This is a genomic window from Candidatus Rokuibacteriota bacterium, assembly GCA_016209385.1.
Classification (GTDB): Bacteria; Methylomirabilota; Methylomirabilia; order Rokubacteriales; family CSP1-6; genus JACQWB01.
In genome coordinates this window covers 1-18159 of the sequence record JACQWB010000264.1, presented here as the reverse complement: position 1 = coordinate 18159, position 18159 = coordinate 1, and the positions used below count along the sequence as shown (strand labels likewise).

The window sequence follows — 18159 nt, the reverse complement described above, 5'->3', positions numbered from 1 at the left end:
GAGGCAGGCCCGCCACGAGGCGAGGCCCGAAAGGAGGGCATCGAGTGAGCCAGGTTGCCACCGTGCACGCGGCCGTCGAGCCGGCCGAGTCGCCGCTGACCCCCGAAAGCTGGGGCAAGCTCGGGATGTGGATCTTCCTCGTCGGGGACGCGATGGGGTTCGCGACGCTCCTCTGCGGATACGGCGCCATGCGCTACGGGAGTGCCGACTGGCCCAGCCCGTACGACCACCTCGGAATCGCCCTGACGGCGCTCATGACGTTCCTGCTCATCTGCTCGAGCGTCACCATGGTCAAGGGCCTCGAAGCCGTCAAGCTGCAGAACAAGCAGGGCGCGATCTTCTTCCTGGTGCTGACGCTCCTCGGCGGCGCGCTCTTCGTCGGGCTTCAGGCGTACGAGTGGACCAAGCTGATCAGCGAGGGGTTGAAGATCTTCGGCAACCCGTGGGGGGCCTCGCTCTTCGGGACAAGCTTCTTCATCATCACAGGCTTCCATGGCCTCCACGTGACGGGGGGCGTGGTCTACCTGTCGTGCATGGTCGCGGTCGTCTCGCGGGTCCGCGACTGGCGGTGGACCTACAACGTCGTCGAGATCTCCGGGCTCTACTGGCACTTCGTGGATCTGGTGTGGATCATGGTGTTCACGTTCGTCTACCTGCTGTAGGGTCAACCCGAACCGTGACCGGCGCGGCCCGGATGGAGTGAGAGCAATGGCCGAAGCGCACAAGAGCCCGAACTACATGGCGATCTGGGGATGGCTGTTCGTCCTGACCGTCCTGGAGATCGGCGTCATCTACCTGCCCGTCGTGAAGGTCGTGATCGCGATCCTGCTGGTCTCGCTCGCGGTGTCCAAGGCCTCGCTGGTCGCGATGTACTTCATGCACCTCCGGTTCGAGCGCCTGACCCTCGGCCTCATCGCCGTGACGCCGCTCGCCCTGGGCGGGCTGCTGGTCTTCCTGCTCGTCCCCGATTCCTCCGCCATCCCGCACCGGACCGCCGACGCGATCAAGGCGGCCGTCGTCGGGAAGCACTGACCGGAGGGGCGGCTCTCGGCGGAGCGGATGCGTCGGCGCCGCCGCCCCGTCCGCTCTGGGATGTCCGCCCCGCGTTCCGCCTCGTCGTGATCCCGCTCCGACGCGCCAAGGAGGTCCTCGGCCGGGGCATCCGGCTTCTCTGCCCGCGCTGCGGGCGCGCGCCGTTGTTCCTCGGGCTGTTCACGATGCTTCCGGCCTGCGCCGTGTGCGATTTCCGGTTCGAGCGCGAGCAGGGATACTTCGTGGGGGCGATCTATCTCAACTACGCGGCCACGGCCCTCCTCGCGCTCTCCGGATATTTCGCTCTGGACGCGCTGGCCCGGCCCTCGGTGGGGCAGCAGGTCGCCCTCTGGGGAGCGTTCTGCGTCGTCTTCCCGCTCTGGTGGTTCCGGTACAGCAAGAGCCTCTGGCTCGCGATCGACTACGTCCTTGACCCCGAGGGCGCGCCCGACGAGGGGCTCGGCTGATGGTCGGACAGCGCGGGTTCGCGCGACTCCTCCTAGCGCTCGTCGCGTTGACCTCGCCCGCCGCGGCCTACGAGGTCGCGGCCGTGGCCGACGGCGGGAGGCTGATCGGAAACGTGAGGTTCGCTGGGACCCCACCCCGGTTCGACCCCCTCCCCGTGAAGAAGGACCGGGACGTGTGCGGGGAGAAGAAGGAGGCGGAGACCCTGCTCGTCGGCGCCGCCGGCGGCGTGAGAAACGCGGTGATCCTCGTCGAGGGCGTGGCCTGGGGCAAGAGGACGGACCGGGAGGTCGTGCTCGACAATGCCAAGTGCCGCTTCGTCCCGCACGTGTCGGTGGTGATGGAGGGCGGTACCGCCAAGGTGAGGAACTCGGACCCCATCCTCCACAACACCCGCGGCTTCTGGGGTGGCAAGGTCCGCGCGTTCAACCTGGCCCTGCCCAACCGCGGGCAGGAGATCGCGATCGGGCGGTATTTGAAGAAGCCCGGCGTCATCGAGATCCGGTGCGATGCCCACACGCACATGCGGGCCTGGATAGTGGTCCACGACAGCCCCTACTTCGCCCTGACCGACGAGGGAGGGAACTTCGGGATTGACGACGTCCCCCCGGGGAAGTACAACGTCACCATGTGGCACCAGGGATTCGTGCAGAGGGGATTCGACAAGGACGGGCGGCCCCTGTACGACGAGCCGCGCCGGGTGACCCGCGAGGCGACCATCGCTCCGCGGGCCTCGGTCGCGGTTGACTTTGAGCTTCGCTAACGCGCATGTCTGAGGGCTGAGGAGGCTTCGATGTACCGACACATCTACGTTCCCGTGGACAACTCCGACTGGTCCAACCGGGCCATCGACCTGGCCATCGAGCTGGGCCAGGCCTTCGGCGCCAGTCTGACGGGGTGCCATGTCTACGCCGCGCGGCTGCACGACTACCGCTTCAAGCAGATGGAGTACACGCTGCCGGAGGAGTACAAGGACGAGGCCGAACTGGAGCGGCAGCGGAAGATCCACGACTCGCTGATCGCGCTCGGGCTCCAGCTCATCTCGGACAGCTACCTGGACGTGATGGCCCGGAAGGCCGAGGCTGCCGGGCTCGCTTTCGAGCGGAAGATGTTCGACGGCAAGCACTACAAGGTGCTGATCCAGGACGCACGGGAGTCGGGCTACGACCTGGCGATCATAGGGGCGCTCGGGATGGGCGCGGTGAAGGACAGCCAGCTCGGATCGGTCACCGAGCGGTTCGTGCGGAGGGTCGCAACCGACACCCTGGTCGTGAAGAACGTGGACCCGCTTGACACCCCCGAAGGCGTAGGTGGGGCCATCGTGGTCGGGCTCGACGGGAGCCCCCAGTCCTTCCACGGCCTGAAGATCGCGCTCGCCCTCGGCAAGACGCTCCGCCGCCCGGTCCAGGCGGTGGCGGTGTACGACCCGTACCTGCACTACGCCATGTTCAACGGGATCGTGGGCGTGCTCTCGGAGAAGGCCTCGAAGATCTTCCGCTTCAAGGAGCAGGAGCAGCTCCACGAGGAGATCATCGACACCGGGCTCGCGAAGATCTACCAGTCGCACCTCGAGATCGGGCGCAAGCTGGCCCAGGACGAGGGGGTGGACCTCGGGGTCACGCTCCTGGACGGGAAGTGCTTCGAGAAGCTCCTCCAGTACTGCCGGAAGGAGCGGCCCTGGCTCTTGATCCTCGGGCGGGTGGGGGTCCACTCGGACGAGAACGAGGTGGACCTCGGCTCCAACACCGAGAACCTGCTCCGGCTCGTGCCGACGAACGTGCTGCTGACCGGAGGCAAGTTCTACCCGCCCCTGGACGTCAAGGCGGAGGAGATCATCTCCTGGACCGAGGAGGCTGAGGCCCGGATGGAGCGCGTGCCGCCGCAGGTGAAAGGCGTTGCGCGCACGGCGCTCCTCCGCTACGCGATCGAGCAGGGGCACACGGTCATCACCTCAAAGGTCATCGACGAGGCGATGGCGATCTTCATGCCGACCCGGATGGCCGAGAAGATGCAGCTCCTGGCCGAAGATCTGGCGGTCGCGAGGTTGCGCGCGGAGAGCCAGAGCGTGACCGCCATCTGCTCGGTCTGCGGCTATACCGTGAGGGGACCCGGCGCCGTCGTGCGCTGCCCGGTCTGCGGCGCGGATGCTGACAAGTTCCAGGTGGTCGACAAGGCGGTGGTCGAGGCCATCGCCACCCAGGAGGGGGCGGTGGACGAGGAGGAAACTCTGCCGGGCGTCACGGTCCGGTGGTCGGCGGATGCCCGGGACGGGCTGCGGGAGGTGACCGACGCCTACCTCCGGCGGCGGGCGAAGGCGCGGATCGAGAAGTACGCGCGCTCGAAGAAGATCCCGGTGATCACCCGCGAGCTGGCCTACCCGATGATCGAGGAGACCGTGGGCAGGGACAAGCTCGGGGGCGGGTGGGAGACCCTGATCGCGAAGACCCGGTTCGAGCCCGCGGAGCTCGAGCCGGGCAGCGGTGGCAATGGCGAATCTGGAGCGTTCGGCTGGACTCAGGAGGCGGTTGCCCGCCTCAACCGCGTCCCCGCCGGCTTCATGCGCGAGATGACCCGCGAGGAGATCGAGCGGGTGGCGCGCGAGAAGGGCGTGACCAAAATCGACCTCGCCCTCTGCGAGGAAGGGATCGGCCACGCTCGCAGCACCATGAACGAGGTCGTCGCCGGCTACATCAGGCAGAAGAAGGCGTAGCCGGGAGGGAGGACAGGAGCATGTGCAGAATGGGGAAGTCGCTCACAGGACTTGCGGCAGCCTTCGTCGTGTTGAGCTTGTTGACTGGGCTCGCGCCGGCGCAGCAGAAGAGCGAACCAAAAGGCGGGTCGAAACCGAAGGCAGAGCAGAAAGCCGAGTCGAAAACGGGAAAGGAAAAGTTCGGAAAGGGTGAGCTGGAAATCGCCGAGGATCTCGCCAAGCAGTCGGGGAAGAGCGTCGACGAGATCCTCGCGATGCGCAAGGCCGGCAAGGGCTGGGGGCAGATCGCGCAAGACCTGGGCGTCAAGCTGGGTGCCGCCGTGAGGAACGGCAACGGCGATCAGGATAAGCCGGGCAAGGAGGGCAAGGCGGCTGAAAAGGAAACAAAGAAGAAACCGAAATAACGCACTCCCTCGCAGGCTTCCGTCAACGATGCGGGCCGCGTCAGTTCTGGTTTTTGCGTTCTCTGTCGTGACGCCCGTCGCGGCGCAGCACACGCTTCCCCCGGAGGGGGGCTTCGCCCCCCTTCCGGACCTCCCCCGGGAAGAGATTGCGCTGGCAAAGCCAGCGCTCGGAGCGGCCGAGCTCCCGGATAGGTTTGGCGCTCGGCGCGGAGGCTTCGCGTGACCTACAAGGCCTACTCGGTCTCGTGGAACCTCACGCAGCGATGTAATCTCTTGTGCGCCCATAGCTCGGTCGGAAGGGGGCTCCGCCCCCCTCCGAGGCTCCCCCCGGAGGTTGCGACGGCCAAGCCGTCGCTCGAACGTGCGAGGGCCGCGTCGTGAGCTACAAAGCCTATTCCGTGTCCTGGAACCTGACGCAGCGCTGTAACCTGCTGTGCGCGCATTGCTATATGTCGGCGTTTGCGGGCGCCGATGCCTCCCTCGAGCTGTCTACCCAGGAGTGCCGCCGGGTGATGGACGAGATCGCCCGGGTCAATCCGAACGTCTTCCTGATCCTCACGGGCGGCGAGCCGCTCCTCAGGAAAGACATCTTCGAGTTGGCCGACTACGCCGCCGAGAAGCGCTTCACGGTCGTGCTCGGGACCAACGGCGTCCTCCTGCGCGAGAAGCAGGCGCGGCTGATGCGCGAGCACGGGATCGCGGGCGCCTCGATCAGCCTGGACTCGACGGACCGGAAGAAGCACGACGAGTTCCGCCACCTCCCCGGCGCCTGGAACGGCGCGGTGCGGGCCACCGAGGCCCTCAGAGCCGAAGGGCTCGACTTCTCCCTCCACATGACCGTGACCGACTGGAACGTGGAGGAGATCCCGGCGATGATCGACCTGGCGACCGGGCTGGGGGCCAAGGTGCTGAACCTCTTCTTCCTCGTGCGGACCGGCCGTGGCCAGAACCTGACCGACATCGTCCCCGAGCGGTACGAGCAGATCCTGAGCTACCTGGCGCGGGTCCAGGGCGTTGGCAACGGCGCCGGGCCCGAAGACCCCTGGAGCACGCCCGTCGGCCGAGCCGGTTCCCTCCTGATCCGGGCCAAGTGCGCCCCGCACTTCCGCCGGATCATCTGGGAGCTGGACCCCCGATCTCCCTTGCTCAAGAACTACGCCCACGGCTCCTGCCCCGCGGGAAAATATTACTGTCGGATTACTCCTGAAGGCGACGTCACACCTTGCCCCTATATGCCGGTTGCCGCGGGGAACCTCCGCCGGGCCTCGTTCGCCGACCTCTGGGAGCGCGCGAGCGTCTTCACCAGCCTCCGCGAGCCGGCCCTCGGGGGGCGCTGCGGCGTCTGCGAGTTCAGGAAGATCTGCGGCGGCTGCCGGTGCCGCGCGTATGCCACGTACGGCGATTACCTGGCCGAGGACCCGGCGTGCGCCTATCAGCCCGGCCAACACGGCGGGCGCGTGATCGACCTTCCGGCCGAGCAGACCTTCGGCCTTGAGGTCTCGACCCAGCTCGTCTGGGAGGACGCCGCGCGCCAGCGGCTCGAGGCGATCCCGTCCTTCGCCCGCGGGATGGTCGCCAAGGCGGTGGAGGCCTACGCGCGCTCGACCGGGCGCGCCGTGATCACCTCCGAGGTCATGGCGGAGGTGCGCCAGAAATGGGGCGGTCGCTTCCGCCCGACGGGATAGCCGTGGCGGCGCGCGAGGAGCGTTTCAAGCAGGCAGCCTGGGCGTACCTGGCTTATGGGATTTTCTACTGGGTTGGAGGCCTCTACCTGGCGACCCGCGGTCTCGCCGTTGGGCGGGGGATCATTTGGTTTGTGCTCGGGGCGATCTTCGTCGTGGTCTTCCCGTGGCTCATCGCCCGCGGCCACAGGGCGAAGGGCTACCTCTGGTTTTGCCGGATTCTCACCCTGCTCGTGGCGTATCGGGCATTCGAAGTCGGACGCGTTGCCCTGGCCCCCAGATTTCCCGCGGTGCCGCTCCCAGGCGGCGGCGAGGTCCCCATGAGTCTGGGCGCCGCCGTCTTCTTCCTGATCACGCTGGCGACCGCGGCCATGCTGGCCCGCGCCGCCTGGGCCCGTCGATGAGCTGCGCCTGCGACGCGCCCACGCATACGCCTGGAGCTCCCCGTGCCGAGCTCCTCCGCACCGGCGTGAGGCTGGAGTGGTTCACCGCTGGCTGGAACAGCGTCGAGGCGCTCGTGGCCATCGGGGCGGGACTGCTGGCCGGCTCGATCGCGCTGGTCGGCTTCGGCCTCGATTCGGTCATCGAGACGACCGCGGCCGTCATGGTGCTCTGGCGGGTGATACGGGAGGTGGACGGTGCCGAGGCGGGACGCGTGGCGAGTGCCGAGCGCCGCGCGCTCAGGTTCGTGGGCGTGACGTTCCTCGCCCTGGCCGCCTACGTCTGCTACGAATCGGGTGGCAAGCTCTGGCGTGGCGACGCGCCGGCGGAGAGCTGGGTCGGGATCGGCCTGGCCATCGCCTCCCTGATCGCGATGCCGCTCCTGGCTGCGCGGAAGCGGGCCGTCGCCCGCGCGCTCGGGAGCCGGGCGCTCGAGGCCGACGCGGTCGAGACCGCGGTGTGCGCCTATCTCTCCTTCACGCTCCTCCTCGGCCTGGGCGCCAACGCGCTGCTCGGCTGGTGGTGGGCCGACCCGCTGGCGGCGCTGGCCATGGTCCCGCTCATCCTCAGGGAAGGGCTCGAGGCGCTCAGGGATGAGGCGTGTTGCGGCGATCCCCGGCGCTGCGGCTGCGCCTGCTGCATCCCGGCCTGCCGGTCGACCGCCTGCGTGTGCCAGGTGTGCGTCTGCTGCTAATAATCGGAGGGGGCCTCTACGGCCCCCTCCGAAGCCTCCCTCGAGATAGGGTTGCGCCGGCGGAGCCGGCGCTCGAAGGGCATTGCTCCGACGCGCTAGGGGGTGCCGCGTGAAGCGATACGGGGACATCGTCGGCGACGGCGGGTCGGGCATCGTCGGCCAGGTCGAGGAGCAGCTCCGGCGGCTCAACGAACGGCTGGCGCGCGTCCGCCGCGTGCTCGCTGTGATCTCGGGCAAGGGTGGCGTGGGCAAGTCCTCGGTGACTGCCAACCTGGCTGCCGCCTTCGCCCGGGAGGGGTTGGCCGTCGGCGTCCTCGACGCTGACCTCAACGGCCCCTCGATCGCCAAGATGCTCGGGGTCCGCGGCCGCTCGCTCCCGGTCGTGGCCGACGGCGTGCTGCCGCCGGAGACGACCCAGGGGATCCGCGTGATGTCGATGGACCTCCTCCTGCCGTCGGACGAGACGCCGCTCACCTGGGAGGCCCCGACGCAGGCGGAGTCCCACGTCTGGCGGGGGAACATGGAGGCCAACGCCCTCCGCGAGTTCCTCGCCGACACGGCGTGGGGTTCACTCGACCTCCTCCTCGTGGACCTCCCGCCGGGCGCCGACCGTCTCACGACCGTCGCAGGGCTCGTTCCGTCGCTCTCCGGAGCCATCGTCGTCACGATTCCCTCCGAGGTCTCCCACCTCGTGGTCAAGAAGTCCGTTTCGGTGGCCCGGGCCATGAACGTGCCGGTGCTCGGGCTTCTGGACAACATGGCGGGCTATGTCTGTGGGGCGTGCGGCGCGCTGGGCCCGCTCTTTCAGGGTCCGGGAGGGGAGCGAATGGCGGCCGAGCTGGGCATCCCCTTCCTCGGCGCGATTGCCTTCGACCCTCGCGTGGCGGTCGCCGGGGACCGGGGCGTTCCCCTCGTCGCCGAGTTCCCCGAGAGTCCGGCCACCCGGGCCTTCGTGGCGATCGCGAACCGGATCAAGGCAGCCCTGGCGCTGGGCGTCCCGGCGTAAGCCCGCTGCCTCATTCCCGCTGCGGTTCGAGCCGAGGGGCGGCGGCCATGCCGGGAGGCAGGCCCGTCACGAGGCGAGGCCCAATGCGGTTCGAGCCGAGGGGCGGCGGCCATGCCGGGAGGCAGGCCCGTCACGCGGCGAGGCCCGATGCGGTTGCGCCTCGTGCGTGGCTCCACTAAAGTGGTATATCGTCGCCCCGTGACCGAGGAGGGCACGGTCATGAACGCAATCACGAAGCTCGGCATCGCCGTCCTGGCCCTGGTCGGCGTCCTGGCGGGCATCCCCCCAGCCGGCGCCGACCACCTCTCCAGCGTCAAGGTCATCAACGCCGACCAGCTCAAAGCCTGGGTCGACCAGGGCAAGACGATGGTCCTGATCGATTCGCGGATCGCGGCCGAGTACAACGCCGGACACATCCCGACGGCGATCAACATCCCGACCGCCGTCATGGATCGCTACCGCGAGAAGCTCCCGCGCGACCGCAACTCTCTCCTGGTCTTCTACTGCAACGGCCACCCGGAGTGCAAGAAGAGCCACGACGCCTCCGGCAAAGCGGTCCAGTGGGGATACACGAACGTCCAGTGGTTTCGGGACGGCATTCCGGCGTGGCAGGCGAAGGGGTACCCGGTCGAATGAGCCAGGCCCCGGCGCCGGGAGCCACCACCATCGCACGCCAGCGGGCTGCGGCCCGGATCTGGATCGTCTGCACGGCCGTGGTGCTGGTGTTGGTTATTGCCGCGCTAGTCTTCGCCAACTCATCTGCCCAGCGAAAGCTTGTCAACCAGATCGAGCGGGACGCGCGGACCCTGGCGAGTCATGACCGGCTCGCCGGGTGGACCCTGGAGGTCCATCAGGCGGGCCTCGAGCAGGAGCTTCTGCGGCTGGCGAGGTCGGCCGACCTCAAAGAGGCCATCGCCACGGGGAGCCGCGAGGCGGTCCTGGACCAGCTCGAGCCCCCGCTGAACCGGCTTCGCAAGGGCCCGCTGCACGTCACCCGCATCACGCTCTACACCCCGACGGGGATCGCGCACGTCCGTGCTCACGCCCCGGCGTCGTACGGCGATGACGTCCTGAGCCACCGGCGGCTGATCGCCGAGACGGTGAGGGACCGGCGAATCGTCAAGGGACTCGAGGTGGAGAGCGAACTCCTGTGCCTGTGGGCGGCGATGCCGATCTACCAGCGGGGACGGGTCATCGGGATCCTCGAGGTGGGAAGCTCCATGGCCCCGATCGTCAGGGCGATCCGGCTGGTGGCGGGAGGCGATGTCGCCGTGCTACCGGCAGGCGAGACCCGTCGGACGGTCGAGTCGTCCAACCCCCAGCTCTTCACGGAAGCCGCGGCGTTCCTGGGCCCGCAGGAGGGTCAGGCGCGCCAGGTCTTCGTCCTCCAGTCGAAGACTTACGCGGCCACGCTGATCCCGTTGAAGGATTTCTCCGGGCGCGAGGCCGGCCGTCTCGCGATTCTGTCCGACGCATCGGCGGTCACCGAGATCCTGGCCCAGAGCAACGCCCTGACCTTCGGGATCAGCTTTCTCGGCCTTGCCCTGGCGGCCGCGCTTCTCATCCTCTTGACCGTGCGGCTCGACAAGTTCTACCGCGACCTGGCGGCGCTCTACGACGAAGCCTGCCAGACCCGGGATTTCCTGCAGTCGATTTCGGAGAACTCGCCGGACATCACGGTCATGACGGACGTCGACGGCCGGGTGACCTACGTCAGCCCGCGGGTACGGGAAGTGTTCGGGTACCGGCCCGAGGAGGTGCTCGGTACGCCAGCCGCGACCTACTACCAGCTCGGGATGGAGGAGGCGCGGGCGGTCATGCAGCGGCTTCGAGTCGGGGAGCGGATCACGAACTACGAGACGACGCTCCGCGCCGGTGACGGCCGCTGGGTCGAGGTGAACGTCTCCATGGCGCTCCTCCGCAACGCGGGCGGCGAAGTCACCGGCACGCTGGGAATCATCAAGGACCTGAGCGAGGCCACCCGCCCGGCGCGCGACGTCGGTCGCTCGCAGCCGGGCTAGGCCCCGCGCGAAGGCTCAGCCCGCCTCCGTTCTACTGAGATGCCGCCTCTCGCGCGCTTCTGCATGGCCTGCGGGACGCGCCTCCGCGTGATCCGGGACGAGGGGAAGCGTCGGCGCCGATGCCCTCGCTGCGGCTGGACGTTCTACGGCAATCCGGTGCCCGCGGCGGTGGCCGTGGTGGTGAGGGGCAGGAAGATCCTCCTCGGGCGGCGCGCGGCGCCGCCGTACGCGGGGACGTGGGACCTCCCCGGCGGCTTCCTCGAAGGCGATGAGATCCCGGAGGTGGCGCTCAGGCGCGAGCTCAGGGAAGAGCTGGGGGTCAGGGTGCGCTCGGCGCGCTTCCTCGGCTTCTTCCACGAGACCTACGGCCCGCGGGGTTTCCCCATCCTGGTCGCGCTCTACCGGGTGAGGCTCGCGGCCGGGCGCCTCGTCACGGCGAGCGACGTCTCGGAGCTCCGGTGGTTCGAGCGGGAGCGGCTGCCGTACCGGCAGATCCGCTTCCCTTCGGCCCGCAAGGCCCTCAGGCAGTTCGTCTGACGGCGCTCACACCTCGAGCTCGACGGGTACCGCCTCGGGTGGCGGGACCGTCCGGGGCAACTCCCCATCCACCCGCCTCCCGTTGAGCTTGACGATCCGCGCCGGCGTTCCCACGACCGTCGAGTCGGGAGGAATGTCGTGGTTGATGACGAAGGCGTTGGCACCGATGCGGGCGCGGTCGCCGACCCGAATTGGGCCGAGGAGGACCGTGTTGGTCCCGATGAACACGTGGTGCCCGACGATCGGGTGGCGCTGGCCGTGATACTTCCCCGTGCCGCCGAGGGTCACGTTGTGGAACATGACGCAGAAGTCTCCGACCACCGCCGTCTCACCGATCACGACACCCGCGCCGTGGTCGAGGAAGAATCCCTTGCCGATCCGCGCGCCCGGGTGGATCTCGACGCCGGTCCAGAACCGGTTGGCGACCGAGACGAGCCGCGCGAGGAGCCGGACGTGGAGCCGAGCGTGGAGCCAGTGGGCCACGCGGTGCAGGAGGATCGCGTGGAGGGGCGTGTGGCAGAGCAGGATCTCGACCCAGGCGTGCGCCGCCGGATCGTTCCGTCTCACGGCTCGGATGTCTTCGACGAGCGTCTGGAGCATTGGGGCCTCCGCAAACGAAAAACGCCCACGACCGGAGGCCGTGAGCGTTCTCGATGATCGTGAACCTGTCGCGACGTGTCCGCTCGCTAATCGCACCGCTTCCGGGGGCGCCTCGGACAGATGCAAATCCGGCACCTGGCTTCCACCTCGGGGAACCAGCGGCGCATGATCATCCTGGCCGGCCCTCGCAGCGATGCGCGGGGTCGGGAGTGTAGTCCTTCAGCTTGAACGTCGCGGTGAACGGGTCGTCCCAGATCTCCAGCGCCAGGCGCCCGAGCTCGCTCTTGCCGTCGAAGGAGGCCACCAGGGCACGGTCGGCGAGCTGGGCGGGCGTCACGGTCAGCGCGAGGAAGCCGTCCACGGTGGCCGTGTCCGCAAACACGGCCAGCGTCTCCGCCACCGCCGGCGCGGTCGGCCGGACCACGCCGTCAGGCTTGAGCCAGCTCAGGACGACGGCGTAGCCCGCCGCCCGCGGCTCGCTCGCGAACGGCGCGTGGCGCGAGAGGCGCCGGAGCAGGTCCACCCCGTAGCGGGAGAACATCGCCGAGGCCCGGCGCGCCGGAGGCATCGCGGCGAATTCCGGGTTGCTGATCTGGTCCACCCAGACCCAGATGGAGAGGTAGTGGTTGTCGCGGTCGATCCCGCGCGGCCGCCGGAAGCCCAGCCCGTGCTTGCCGATCTGGAGCCAGGGCAGGCAGTGGTAGACGTTGTCGTAGATCTGCGTGAGCTGCGCGGCGTAGGCGGCGGCGAGCGCCCGGGCCTTGTCGCTCTTGTAGTGATCGAGGGGCAGGATCGCGTCTTCGGGAGACCCCGCGTGCGTGCCTCGCGCGAGAGCGAGGAGGACCACCAGCGCGACGGCGACGCGGTGACCAAGGGTCAACGGCCGCGCTCCTAATCCTGGAAGATCTGCTCCGCGCTCACCGTGATCGTCTTGCCCCACCAGGTCTCGGCCCGCGCGGTCTCCATGTCCCGGCGGGTCACCCGCGGAGCCGCGCCTTCGGTGTGCCGCAGCGAGAAGCCCATGTGGCGCCCCGAAGCAAAGTGGCTGGGGTGCTTGCGCCATTCCGCCCATTCCTCGGAAGTCGCGCAGGCTGTCAGGATGAGCGTGCCACCAAGGAGGAGGGCGCTCACAATTCGCGATCGCATGTCGGTCACCTCCCGTGCGAGATGGGAGTATCCTACCGGAGAGCGCACGACCGGTCAACCCTGTTTCTGATCGCTGCCACTCGTGCTAGACTCGTCGGGAGGGAACCTGGATGACGCGATCCCGGCCGCGCGAATCGCTCCTCGTCGAGACCGACTGGCTCGCTGCGCGTCTGGGCGATCCCGCGCTCCGGGTCGTCGACATTCGCGGCGTCATCAAGCCCCCCAACGCGCCGAAGCCCTGGTACCTGGCCCAGCTCGACGCCTACCGCCAGAGCCACATCCCCGGCGCCGTCTTCGTGGACTGGACCGGGGACATCGTCGAGCCGACCGCTCCCGTCCACATGACCGTCGCGGGCCTCGACCGCTTCAAGGTCCTGATGGAGCGGCTCGGGATCGGGGACGGGCATACGGTCGTGGTGTACGATGATACCGGCACGATCGCCCCGCGCCTCTGGTGGGTGCTGAACTACTACGGCCATCCGGAGGCGCGCCTCCTGAACGGCGGCTGGACGAAGTGGGTGGCCGAGGGCCGGCCGGTCACGGCCGACGCGCCGGCGCATCCGGCGGCGGTTTTCACGCCGCGCGTCTGCCCCGAGTGGCGTGTCGGCACCGCGGAGGTCAAGGCAGCCCTGAACGATCCCGGAGTCGCGCTGGTGGACTGCCGGAGCCCCAAGGAGTTCGTCGGGGAGATCGGCCGCGGGGAACGCAAGGGGCGGATCCCGGGTGCGGTGAACGTGCCCGTCGGCCGCTGCCTCGATCCCGAGACCAAGACGTGGAAAGCCCCCGGGGAGATCCGCAAGCTCTTCGAGGCCGCCGGCGTCACGCCCGACCGTCGGGTCATTACCTACTGCAACGCGGGCGTATCGGCCTCCGTCGGGCTCTTCGCCCTCAAGCTCCTCGGATACGAGGACGCGACGAACTTCGCGGGCTCCTGGTACGAGTGGGAAACGGACCCAACCAACCCGGTTCAGGCCGGGCGGTGAGGGAAGGAAGATGGCCAGCGCGCTGACGATCCACGAGCTGCCCGAGGGGCTGCGGCGGCCGATCCTCATCATGGCCTTCGCCGGCTGGAACGACGCCTCGGAGGCGGCCACGGCCGCGGCCCGCTACCTCGCCCAGGCCTGGTCGGCGGAGCGATTCGCCACGATCGACCCGGAGGAGTTCTACCACTTCGGCCTGTCGCGGCCCCACGTCCGCTTCAAGGCGGGGTCGCAGACCGAGCGCGAGATCATCTGGCCCGTCACGGAGTTCTCGGTGACGCGCGCGGCCGAGCTCAGCCGTGACGTGATCGTCGGCGTCGCGATCGAGCCGCACCTGAGGTGGAAGACGTACTGCGGGCTGGTCCTGGAGCTGGCCCGCCGCTGCCGGGTCTCCCTGGTGCTGACGCTCGGCGCCCTGCTCGCCGAGGTCGCCCACACCAAGCCGGTGAGGCTTGTGGGCGGCGCCTCGGATCCCGAGCTGGCGGCCATGCTCGGCATCCGCCCGACCCGCTACGAGGGGCCGACCGGCATCGTGGGCGTTCTCAACACCACCTGCCGCGAGCACGGGATGCAGACGGCCAGCCTCTGGGCCAACGTCCCCCACTACATCTCGGGTACCGAGAACCCCAAGGCGGCGCTCGCGCTGGTCCAGCGGGTGGTGGAGTTCCTCCACGCGCGCGTGGACCTCTCGGAGCTCGAGGAGGCCACGAAGCAGTTCGAGCAGAATCTGGCCGAGATCGTCGCGCAGAACGCGAAGATTTCGGCGTACGTCAAGAAGCTGGAGGCCGCGAGCCAGGAGGAGGAACCGCCGCCCGCTCCGAGGGAGGAGCTGCCCCCGGCCTCGGACGTGGTCGCCGAGATCGAGCAGGTCCTCCGCCAGCAGCAGCGCCCCGAGGAGTAGCTCCGCATCCCTGCATGACGCTTCACGCGCGTGTCGGGCTTTTCCTGCTCGGCCTCCTGCTCCTGCCCGCCGGCGCCCTCGCCCACGACGCCCTCAGGGTCCGCTGGGAGCCGCGCGCCCCGCGTCAGGGCGATCCGGTGGTGATCTTCGCCGCCGGTCTCCCCCGAGTCAAATCGGTGGAGGGAGCTCTCGGCGCCCAGACCCTCGTGTTCTTCCCCTACGGCGACGGCTACGCCGCCGTGGCGGGAGTCGATCTCGAGACGCGTCCGGGCAGGCTGGTCTGGCGGATCAGCGTGACCGACGGGCGCGGCAATCCGATGCGGGCTTCGGGCGCGCTCCCGGTGCGGGCGAGGGAGTTCCCGATCCAGCGCCTCACCCTTCCGAAGGCGATGGTCGATCTCGACGCCCCCACTCTCGCGCGAGTGGAGGAGGAGGCGCGCCGGCTCCGCACGCTCTACGCGACGGTGACCCCAGAGCGGTTCTGGCGGGGGCGGTTCACCAAGCCCGTCGGGGTCTCGGATCCCGGCGAAGGCTTCGGCGCCCGCCGGATCATCAACGGCCAGCCGCGCGCTCCCCACAGCGGCGTGGACTACTCCGCCGACGCCGGGACTCAGGTCGTGGCGGCCAACGCCGGACGCGTCGCCCTGGTTGCCGAGTACTTCTTCCCGGGTCGCCTCGTCGTCCTGGACCACGGCCTGGGCCTCTTCACGCTCTACTTTCACCTCGAGCGTGTCGAAGTCCAGGAGCGCGAGCGCGTCGAGCGCGGCCAGCCGATCGGCGCCGTCGGGGCCACCGGGCGCGCCTCCGGGCCCCACCTCCACTTCGGCGCTCACCTGAGCCAGGCGCGCATCGACCCCACCGCCCTCCTGATCTTGCCGCTCTCTGACTAGCCAACAGCAGGTTGGAACAGTTCGGCAGTGTGCGTCCATGATGGTTTTGGAGTTTGAAGCGATATACAGAGGGCTTGTAATTGGCCTGAAACTTTTATATATTATGATTTGTAAATCTTGCATCAGAGGCTTAACCTGTGGATATTTCGAAGATTTTAGCTCCCTACAACCCGTGGCTTGAGCTCGGTGAGAAGGGGCTGGAGGGTATCCCAGAGTTCAATAGGCCGGTCTTTGCCAACGTCCTTAGGGACCTTGAGACTCTTCCCCAAATTCTTTCGATTACTGGCCCCCGGCGAATCGGTAAGAGTACACTGCTCCGGCAGATAGTTAGGCATTACCTCCGACAAGGTCGCCGGGCCGGCCAACTCGTCTACTACTCGTTTGATGACCCGGCCTTGTTCCTCCCGAAGGTCGATGTGGACCAGCTGATGGAAGCGCTGATGAAGGAAATACGGCGCCGAGCTGCTAGGGGGAAAATCCTGCTTTTGTTGGACGAGGTGCAGCGCTTAGAAAGGTGGGAACTTTACCTCAAGAAATACTACGATCTGAAATATCCGGTTCGTTTCATCGTCTCCGGGTCGGCTTCCTCGCCCATCTTCAAGAAGACTCGCGAGAGCCTCCTCGGGCGGGTCAAGGATTACCACCTTCTTCCGTTTTCTTTCAGGGAGTTTGCGCTTTATCAGTTCCGAGAGGATCGCCAGATGTTGGAAAGCCTTGAGGAAGTCCACAAGGCAGGCGTGGCCGTAATGGGTATGGTTGCCGGGGACCCGAAGCATGTGGACCTCGAAAAGGTAATAGTCAAGGGGGTCCCCGAAGAACACTGGGATCGTTGGCACACGTTGCTTGATGAATATTTGCAAGAGGGTGGATTTCCTGAGGTTTGGAGCATCCCCACGTGGGATCAGAAAATAGACTACCTCTACGATAACCAGGTGAAGAAAGTCATCTACGAGGACCTTGTACTGGCCGCGGAGTTTCGGAAACCCGAGCAACTCAAACAGTTCTACATCGCGTTGCTTGAGCGACCGGGGAAAGAGGTCAACCTGAGCCTGATTGCCAAGGACACCGGGATCATCCTTGCCCAAGTTGAGAAATACCTGCCGCTGCTTGAGATGACGGACTTGGTCAGCCATGTAGAAAAGTTTCGACGGACCCCGCTCCGGGTTCGCCGTGGAAACGTCAAATTCTACTTAGTTGATCTGGCACTTCGGAATGCCGTGCTCCGTTTGGATCACACAATTCTGAATGATCCACTCGTACTTGGGCTCTACGCCGAGAACCTTGTGTTTAACGCACTCCGTAAGTGGGCCGGCATCATACGGATTGATTACTTCAGAGATCGGGCAGGGGAGGTAGACTTCATTGTTCACGTTGGGGGCCGCTGGAAATACATTCCCTTCGAAGTCAAGTTCCGAGACGAGATCGCGGAAGATGATCTCAATCCTGTTCGGAGTTTTTGCCGGAGGTTCCACGTAGGTCCGGGTGTTGTTGTAACCAAGCACCGTGACGACTTCGGGAACAGGGAGGGTTTATTCTTCCTCCCTCTCCTGCAGTTTCTGCTCATGTTCGATTAGAATCAACTCCGGGCTGGTTCGCAGATCCGGCGGCCGGTCAGGGTTCCCAATGGGCAGGTGGCCATTGGGTACGACTGCTCCAGGTCCATCACACGGAGGTTACACCGACGCATGATCCGGAACGTGGTGAGGGTGCTGGACGGGGTCAGGATCCACTACCGCCGGCTGGGGCAGGGCTCGGGGATGGTACTCCTCCACGGCTTTCCCCAGACGAGCCACATGTGGCGTAAGGTCATACCGGCCCTGGCCGAGCGGTTCACGGTCGTGGCGCCGGATCTGCGCGGCTATGGCGACTCTGATCGGCCCGCCACAGGCTATGACAAACGCACCATGGCGGCGGACATCGCCGAGGTGATCCAGGCCCTCGGCATCGGGCCCGTCGTCCTGGTCGGCCACGACCGCGGGGCTCGCGTCGGGCACCGGTTCGCCCTCGACCATCCGCGCCTCCTGACGCATCTGGTCCTCCTCGACATCGCGCCCACCTACGACATCTTCGAGAGGCTCAACCAGCAGAGCGCGCGCCGCGTCTGGCACTGGCTCTTCCATCTGGTTCCCGACCTTCCGGAGGCGCTCATGGCGGGGCGCGAGGAGCTCTATCTCCGGTGGTGCTACAAGACCTGGAGCTTCAACTCCGCGGCCATCGAGGAGGAGGCGGTTCAGGAGTACGTGCGCTGCTTCCGCCAGCCGGGGGCGATGCGGGCCGCCTTCGACGACTACCGCGCGGGGGGAACCATCGATCTCGAGCACGATGCGGCGGATCGCCAGAAGAAGGTCTCGGTGCCAACGCTGGTGCTCTGGAGCGGTAGCCGGCAGGCGCAGGCCGCCGACATGCTCGAGGTCTGGAAGGCGCGCTGCGAGCGGGTCGAGGGCTACGCGGTCGCCGACTGCGGCCACTTCATCCCGGAGGAGCAGCCTGCCGCCGTGATCGACGCCATCCTGAAGTTCGTCCGCTAGGACTGTGGGTGGGGGCCTCGCCGCCCCCCTCCGACGCCTCCCCCAGGAATGGTGGTTCGAGCCGAGGGGCTGCCGACGAGCCGCAGGCGAGGAGAGCCACGAGGCGAGGCCCGAGTTGGTTG

General features: G+C 67.5%; 21 protein-coding genes. 18 read left to right on the top strand and 3 right to left on the bottom strand.

Translation table 11 applies throughout. From position 1 onward, the window contains the following. Positions 1-44 precede the first annotated feature (44 nt). The 13 genes from HY726_19775 (at position 45) to HY726_19715 (ending at position 10992) form a co-directional block, all read left to right on the top strand. The gene (locus HY726_19775) at positions 45-662 is read left to right on the top strand and encodes a cytochrome c oxidase subunit 3 (GenBank protein ID MBI4611234.1); all 618 of its coding nucleotides are present in this window, start codon (positions 45-47) and stop codon (positions 660-662) included. A gap of 46 nt (positions 663-708) precedes the next feature. Then, on the top strand, positions 709-1032 hold the full coding sequence (locus HY726_19770; GenBank protein MBI4611233.1) for a cytochrome C oxidase subunit IV family protein: 324 nt from the start codon (positions 709-711) through the stop codon (positions 1030-1032). Between the two features lie 86 nt (positions 1033-1118). Continuing rightward, complete coding sequence (locus tag HY726_19765) at positions 1119-1499, top strand: DUF983 domain-containing protein (GenBank protein MBI4611232.1); 381 nt, start codon at positions 1119-1121, stop codon at positions 1497-1499. Continuing rightward, positions 1499-2260 (top strand): hypothetical protein, encoded by a 762-nt coding sequence (locus HY726_19760; protein MBI4611231.1) that lies wholly within the window; start codon positions 1499-1501, stop codon positions 2258-2260. Before HY726_19765 ends, HY726_19760 begins: the two co-directional genes overlap by 1 nt. Before the next feature lie 30 nt (positions 2261-2290). Beyond that, positions 2291-4207 (top strand): universal stress protein, encoded by a 1917-nt coding sequence (locus HY726_19755; GenBank protein MBI4611230.1) that lies wholly within the window; start codon positions 2291-2293, stop codon positions 4205-4207. Between the two features lie 29 nt (positions 4208-4236). Next, positions 4237-4611, top strand: coding sequence for a hypothetical protein (locus HY726_19750; GenBank protein MBI4611229.1), 375 nt, complete (start codon positions 4237-4239; stop codon positions 4609-4611). Between the two features lie 449 nt (positions 4612-5060). Next, complete coding sequence (locus HY726_19745) at positions 5061-6296, top strand: radical SAM protein (GenBank protein MBI4611228.1); 1236 nt, start codon at positions 5061-5063, stop codon at positions 6294-6296. Further along, positions 6266-6697, top strand: coding sequence for a hypothetical protein (locus HY726_19740; GenBank protein MBI4611227.1), 432 nt, complete (start codon positions 6266-6268; stop codon positions 6695-6697). The genes HY726_19745 and HY726_19740 overlap by 31 nt, the downstream gene beginning before the upstream one ends. After that, a complete protein-coding gene (locus HY726_19735; protein MBI4611226.1) occupies positions 6694-7428 on the top strand; it encodes a cation transporter in 735 nt (244 codons plus the stop codon). Before HY726_19740 ends, HY726_19735 begins: the two co-directional genes overlap by 4 nt. Positions 7429-7537: 109 nt before the next feature. Continuing rightward, entirely contained in the window at positions 7538-8434 is an 897-nt protein-coding gene (locus tag HY726_19730; protein ID MBI4611225.1) for a P-loop NTPase, read from the top strand. A gap of 219 nt (positions 8435-8653) precedes the next feature. Further along, positions 8654-9070: a rhodanese-like domain-containing protein gene (locus tag HY726_19725; protein MBI4611224.1), complete on the top strand. Its 417-nt coding sequence runs from the start codon at positions 8654-8656 to the stop codon at positions 9068-9070. Then, positions 9067-10455, top strand: a complete 1389-nt coding sequence (locus HY726_19720) for a PAS domain S-box protein (GenBank protein ID MBI4611223.1) — start codon at positions 9067-9069, stop codon at positions 10453-10455. The genes HY726_19725 and HY726_19720 overlap by 4 nt, the downstream gene beginning before the upstream one ends. Before the next feature lie 39 nt (positions 10456-10494). Continuing rightward, entirely contained in the window at positions 10495-10992 is a 498-nt protein-coding gene (locus HY726_19715; protein MBI4611222.1) for an NUDIX hydrolase, read from the top strand. A 6-nt stretch (positions 10993-10998) separates the two neighbouring features. Here HY726_19715 and HY726_19710 read toward each other — a convergent pair whose 3' ends face one another. The 3 genes from HY726_19710 to HY726_19700 all read right to left on the bottom strand — a co-directional run bounded on the left by HY726_19710 (position 10999) and on the right by HY726_19700 (position 12738). Next, positions 10999-11592: a serine acetyltransferase gene (locus HY726_19710; GenBank protein MBI4611221.1), complete on the bottom strand. Its 594-nt coding sequence runs from the start codon at positions 11590-11592 to the stop codon at positions 10999-11001. Positions 11593-11761: 169 nt separating this feature from the next. Beyond that, on the bottom strand, positions 11762-12472 hold the full coding sequence (locus HY726_19705) for a hypothetical protein (protein ID MBI4611220.1): 711 nt from the start codon (positions 12470-12472) through the stop codon (positions 11762-11764). Positions 12473-12483: 11 nt separating this feature from the next. Continuing rightward, positions 12484-12738 carry a hypothetical protein gene (locus HY726_19700; protein MBI4611219.1) on the bottom strand — a complete coding sequence of 85 codons (255 nt, stop codon included), beginning with the start codon at positions 12736-12738 and terminating at the stop codon, positions 12484-12486. Positions 12739-12848: 110 nt separating this feature from the next. Here HY726_19700 and HY726_19695 point away from each other — a divergent pair, with 110 nt between their 5' ends. The 5 genes from HY726_19695 to HY726_19675 all read left to right on the top strand — a co-directional run bounded on the left by HY726_19695 (position 12849) and on the right by HY726_19675 (position 18037). Further along, entirely contained in the window at positions 12849-13721 is an 873-nt protein-coding gene (locus tag HY726_19695) for a sulfurtransferase (GenBank protein MBI4611218.1), read from the top strand. A 10-nt stretch (positions 13722-13731) separates the two neighbouring features. Next, positions 13732-14619 (top strand): PAC2 family protein, encoded by an 888-nt coding sequence (locus HY726_19690; protein ID MBI4611217.1) that lies wholly within the window; start codon positions 13732-13734, stop codon positions 14617-14619. A 14-nt stretch (positions 14620-14633) separates the two neighbouring features. Beyond that, positions 14634-15509: a M23 family metallopeptidase gene (locus tag HY726_19685; protein MBI4611216.1), complete on the top strand. Its 876-nt coding sequence runs from the start codon at positions 14634-14636 to the stop codon at positions 15507-15509. A 137-nt stretch (positions 15510-15646) separates the two neighbouring features. Continuing rightward, entirely contained in the window at positions 15647-17083 is a 1437-nt protein-coding gene (locus HY726_19680; GenBank protein ID MBI4611215.1) for an ATP-binding protein, read from the top strand. Between the two features lie 111 nt (positions 17084-17194). Further along, on the top strand, positions 17195-18037 hold the full coding sequence (locus HY726_19675) for an alpha/beta hydrolase (GenBank protein MBI4611214.1): 843 nt from the start codon (positions 17195-17197) through the stop codon (positions 18035-18037). Positions 18038-18159 lie beyond the last annotated feature (122 nt).

Excerpts from the sequence above, each read along its gene's own strand:
- HY726_19740 (MBI4611227.1), top strand. The coding sequence starts at position 6,266 with ATGGGGCGGTCGCTTCCGCCCGACGGGATAGCCGTGGCGGCGCGCGAG.
- HY726_19700 (MBI4611219.1), bottom strand. The coding sequence starts at position 12,738 with ATGCGATCGCGAATTGTGAGCGCCCTCCTCCTTGGTGGCACGCTCATC.
- HY726_19725 (MBI4611224.1), top strand. The coding sequence starts at position 8,654 with ATGAACGCAATCACGAAGCTCGGCATCGCCGTCCTGGCCCTGGTCGGC.
- HY726_19695 (MBI4611218.1), top strand. The coding sequence starts at position 12,849 with ATGACGCGATCCCGGCCGCGCGAATCGCTCCTCGTCGAGACCGACTGG.
- HY726_19710 (MBI4611221.1), bottom strand. The coding sequence starts at position 11,592 with ATGCTCCAGACGCTCGTCGAAGACATCCGAGCCGTGAGACGGAACGAT.
- HY726_19735 (MBI4611226.1), top strand. The coding sequence starts at position 6,694 with ATGAGCTGCGCCTGCGACGCGCCCACGCATACGCCTGGAGCTCCCCGT.
- HY726_19675 (MBI4611214.1), top strand. The coding sequence starts at position 17,195 with ATGATCCGGAACGTGGTGAGGGTGCTGGACGGGGTCAGGATCCACTAC.
- HY726_19770 (MBI4611233.1), top strand. The coding sequence starts at position 709 with ATGGCCGAAGCGCACAAGAGCCCGAACTACATGGCGATCTGGGGATGG.
- HY726_19750 (MBI4611229.1), top strand. The coding sequence starts at position 4,237 with ATGGGGAAGTCGCTCACAGGACTTGCGGCAGCCTTCGTCGTGTTGAGC.
- HY726_19715 (MBI4611222.1), top strand. The coding sequence starts at position 10,495 with ATGCCGCCTCTCGCGCGCTTCTGCATGGCCTGCGGGACGCGCCTCCGC.
- HY726_19690 (MBI4611217.1), top strand. The coding sequence starts at position 13,732 with ATGGCCAGCGCGCTGACGATCCACGAGCTGCCCGAGGGGCTGCGGCGG.
- HY726_19745 (MBI4611228.1), top strand. The coding sequence starts at position 5,061 with ATGTCGGCGTTTGCGGGCGCCGATGCCTCCCTCGAGCTGTCTACCCAG.
- HY726_19685 (MBI4611216.1), top strand. The coding sequence starts at position 14,634 with ATGACGCTTCACGCGCGTGTCGGGCTTTTCCTGCTCGGCCTCCTGCTC.
- HY726_19720 (MBI4611223.1), top strand. The coding sequence starts at position 9,067 with ATGAGCCAGGCCCCGGCGCCGGGAGCCACCACCATCGCACGCCAGCGG.
- HY726_19755 (MBI4611230.1), top strand. The coding sequence starts at position 2,291 with ATGTACCGACACATCTACGTTCCCGTGGACAACTCCGACTGGTCCAAC.
- HY726_19760 (MBI4611231.1), top strand. The coding sequence starts at position 1,499 with ATGGTCGGACAGCGCGGGTTCGCGCGACTCCTCCTAGCGCTCGTCGCG.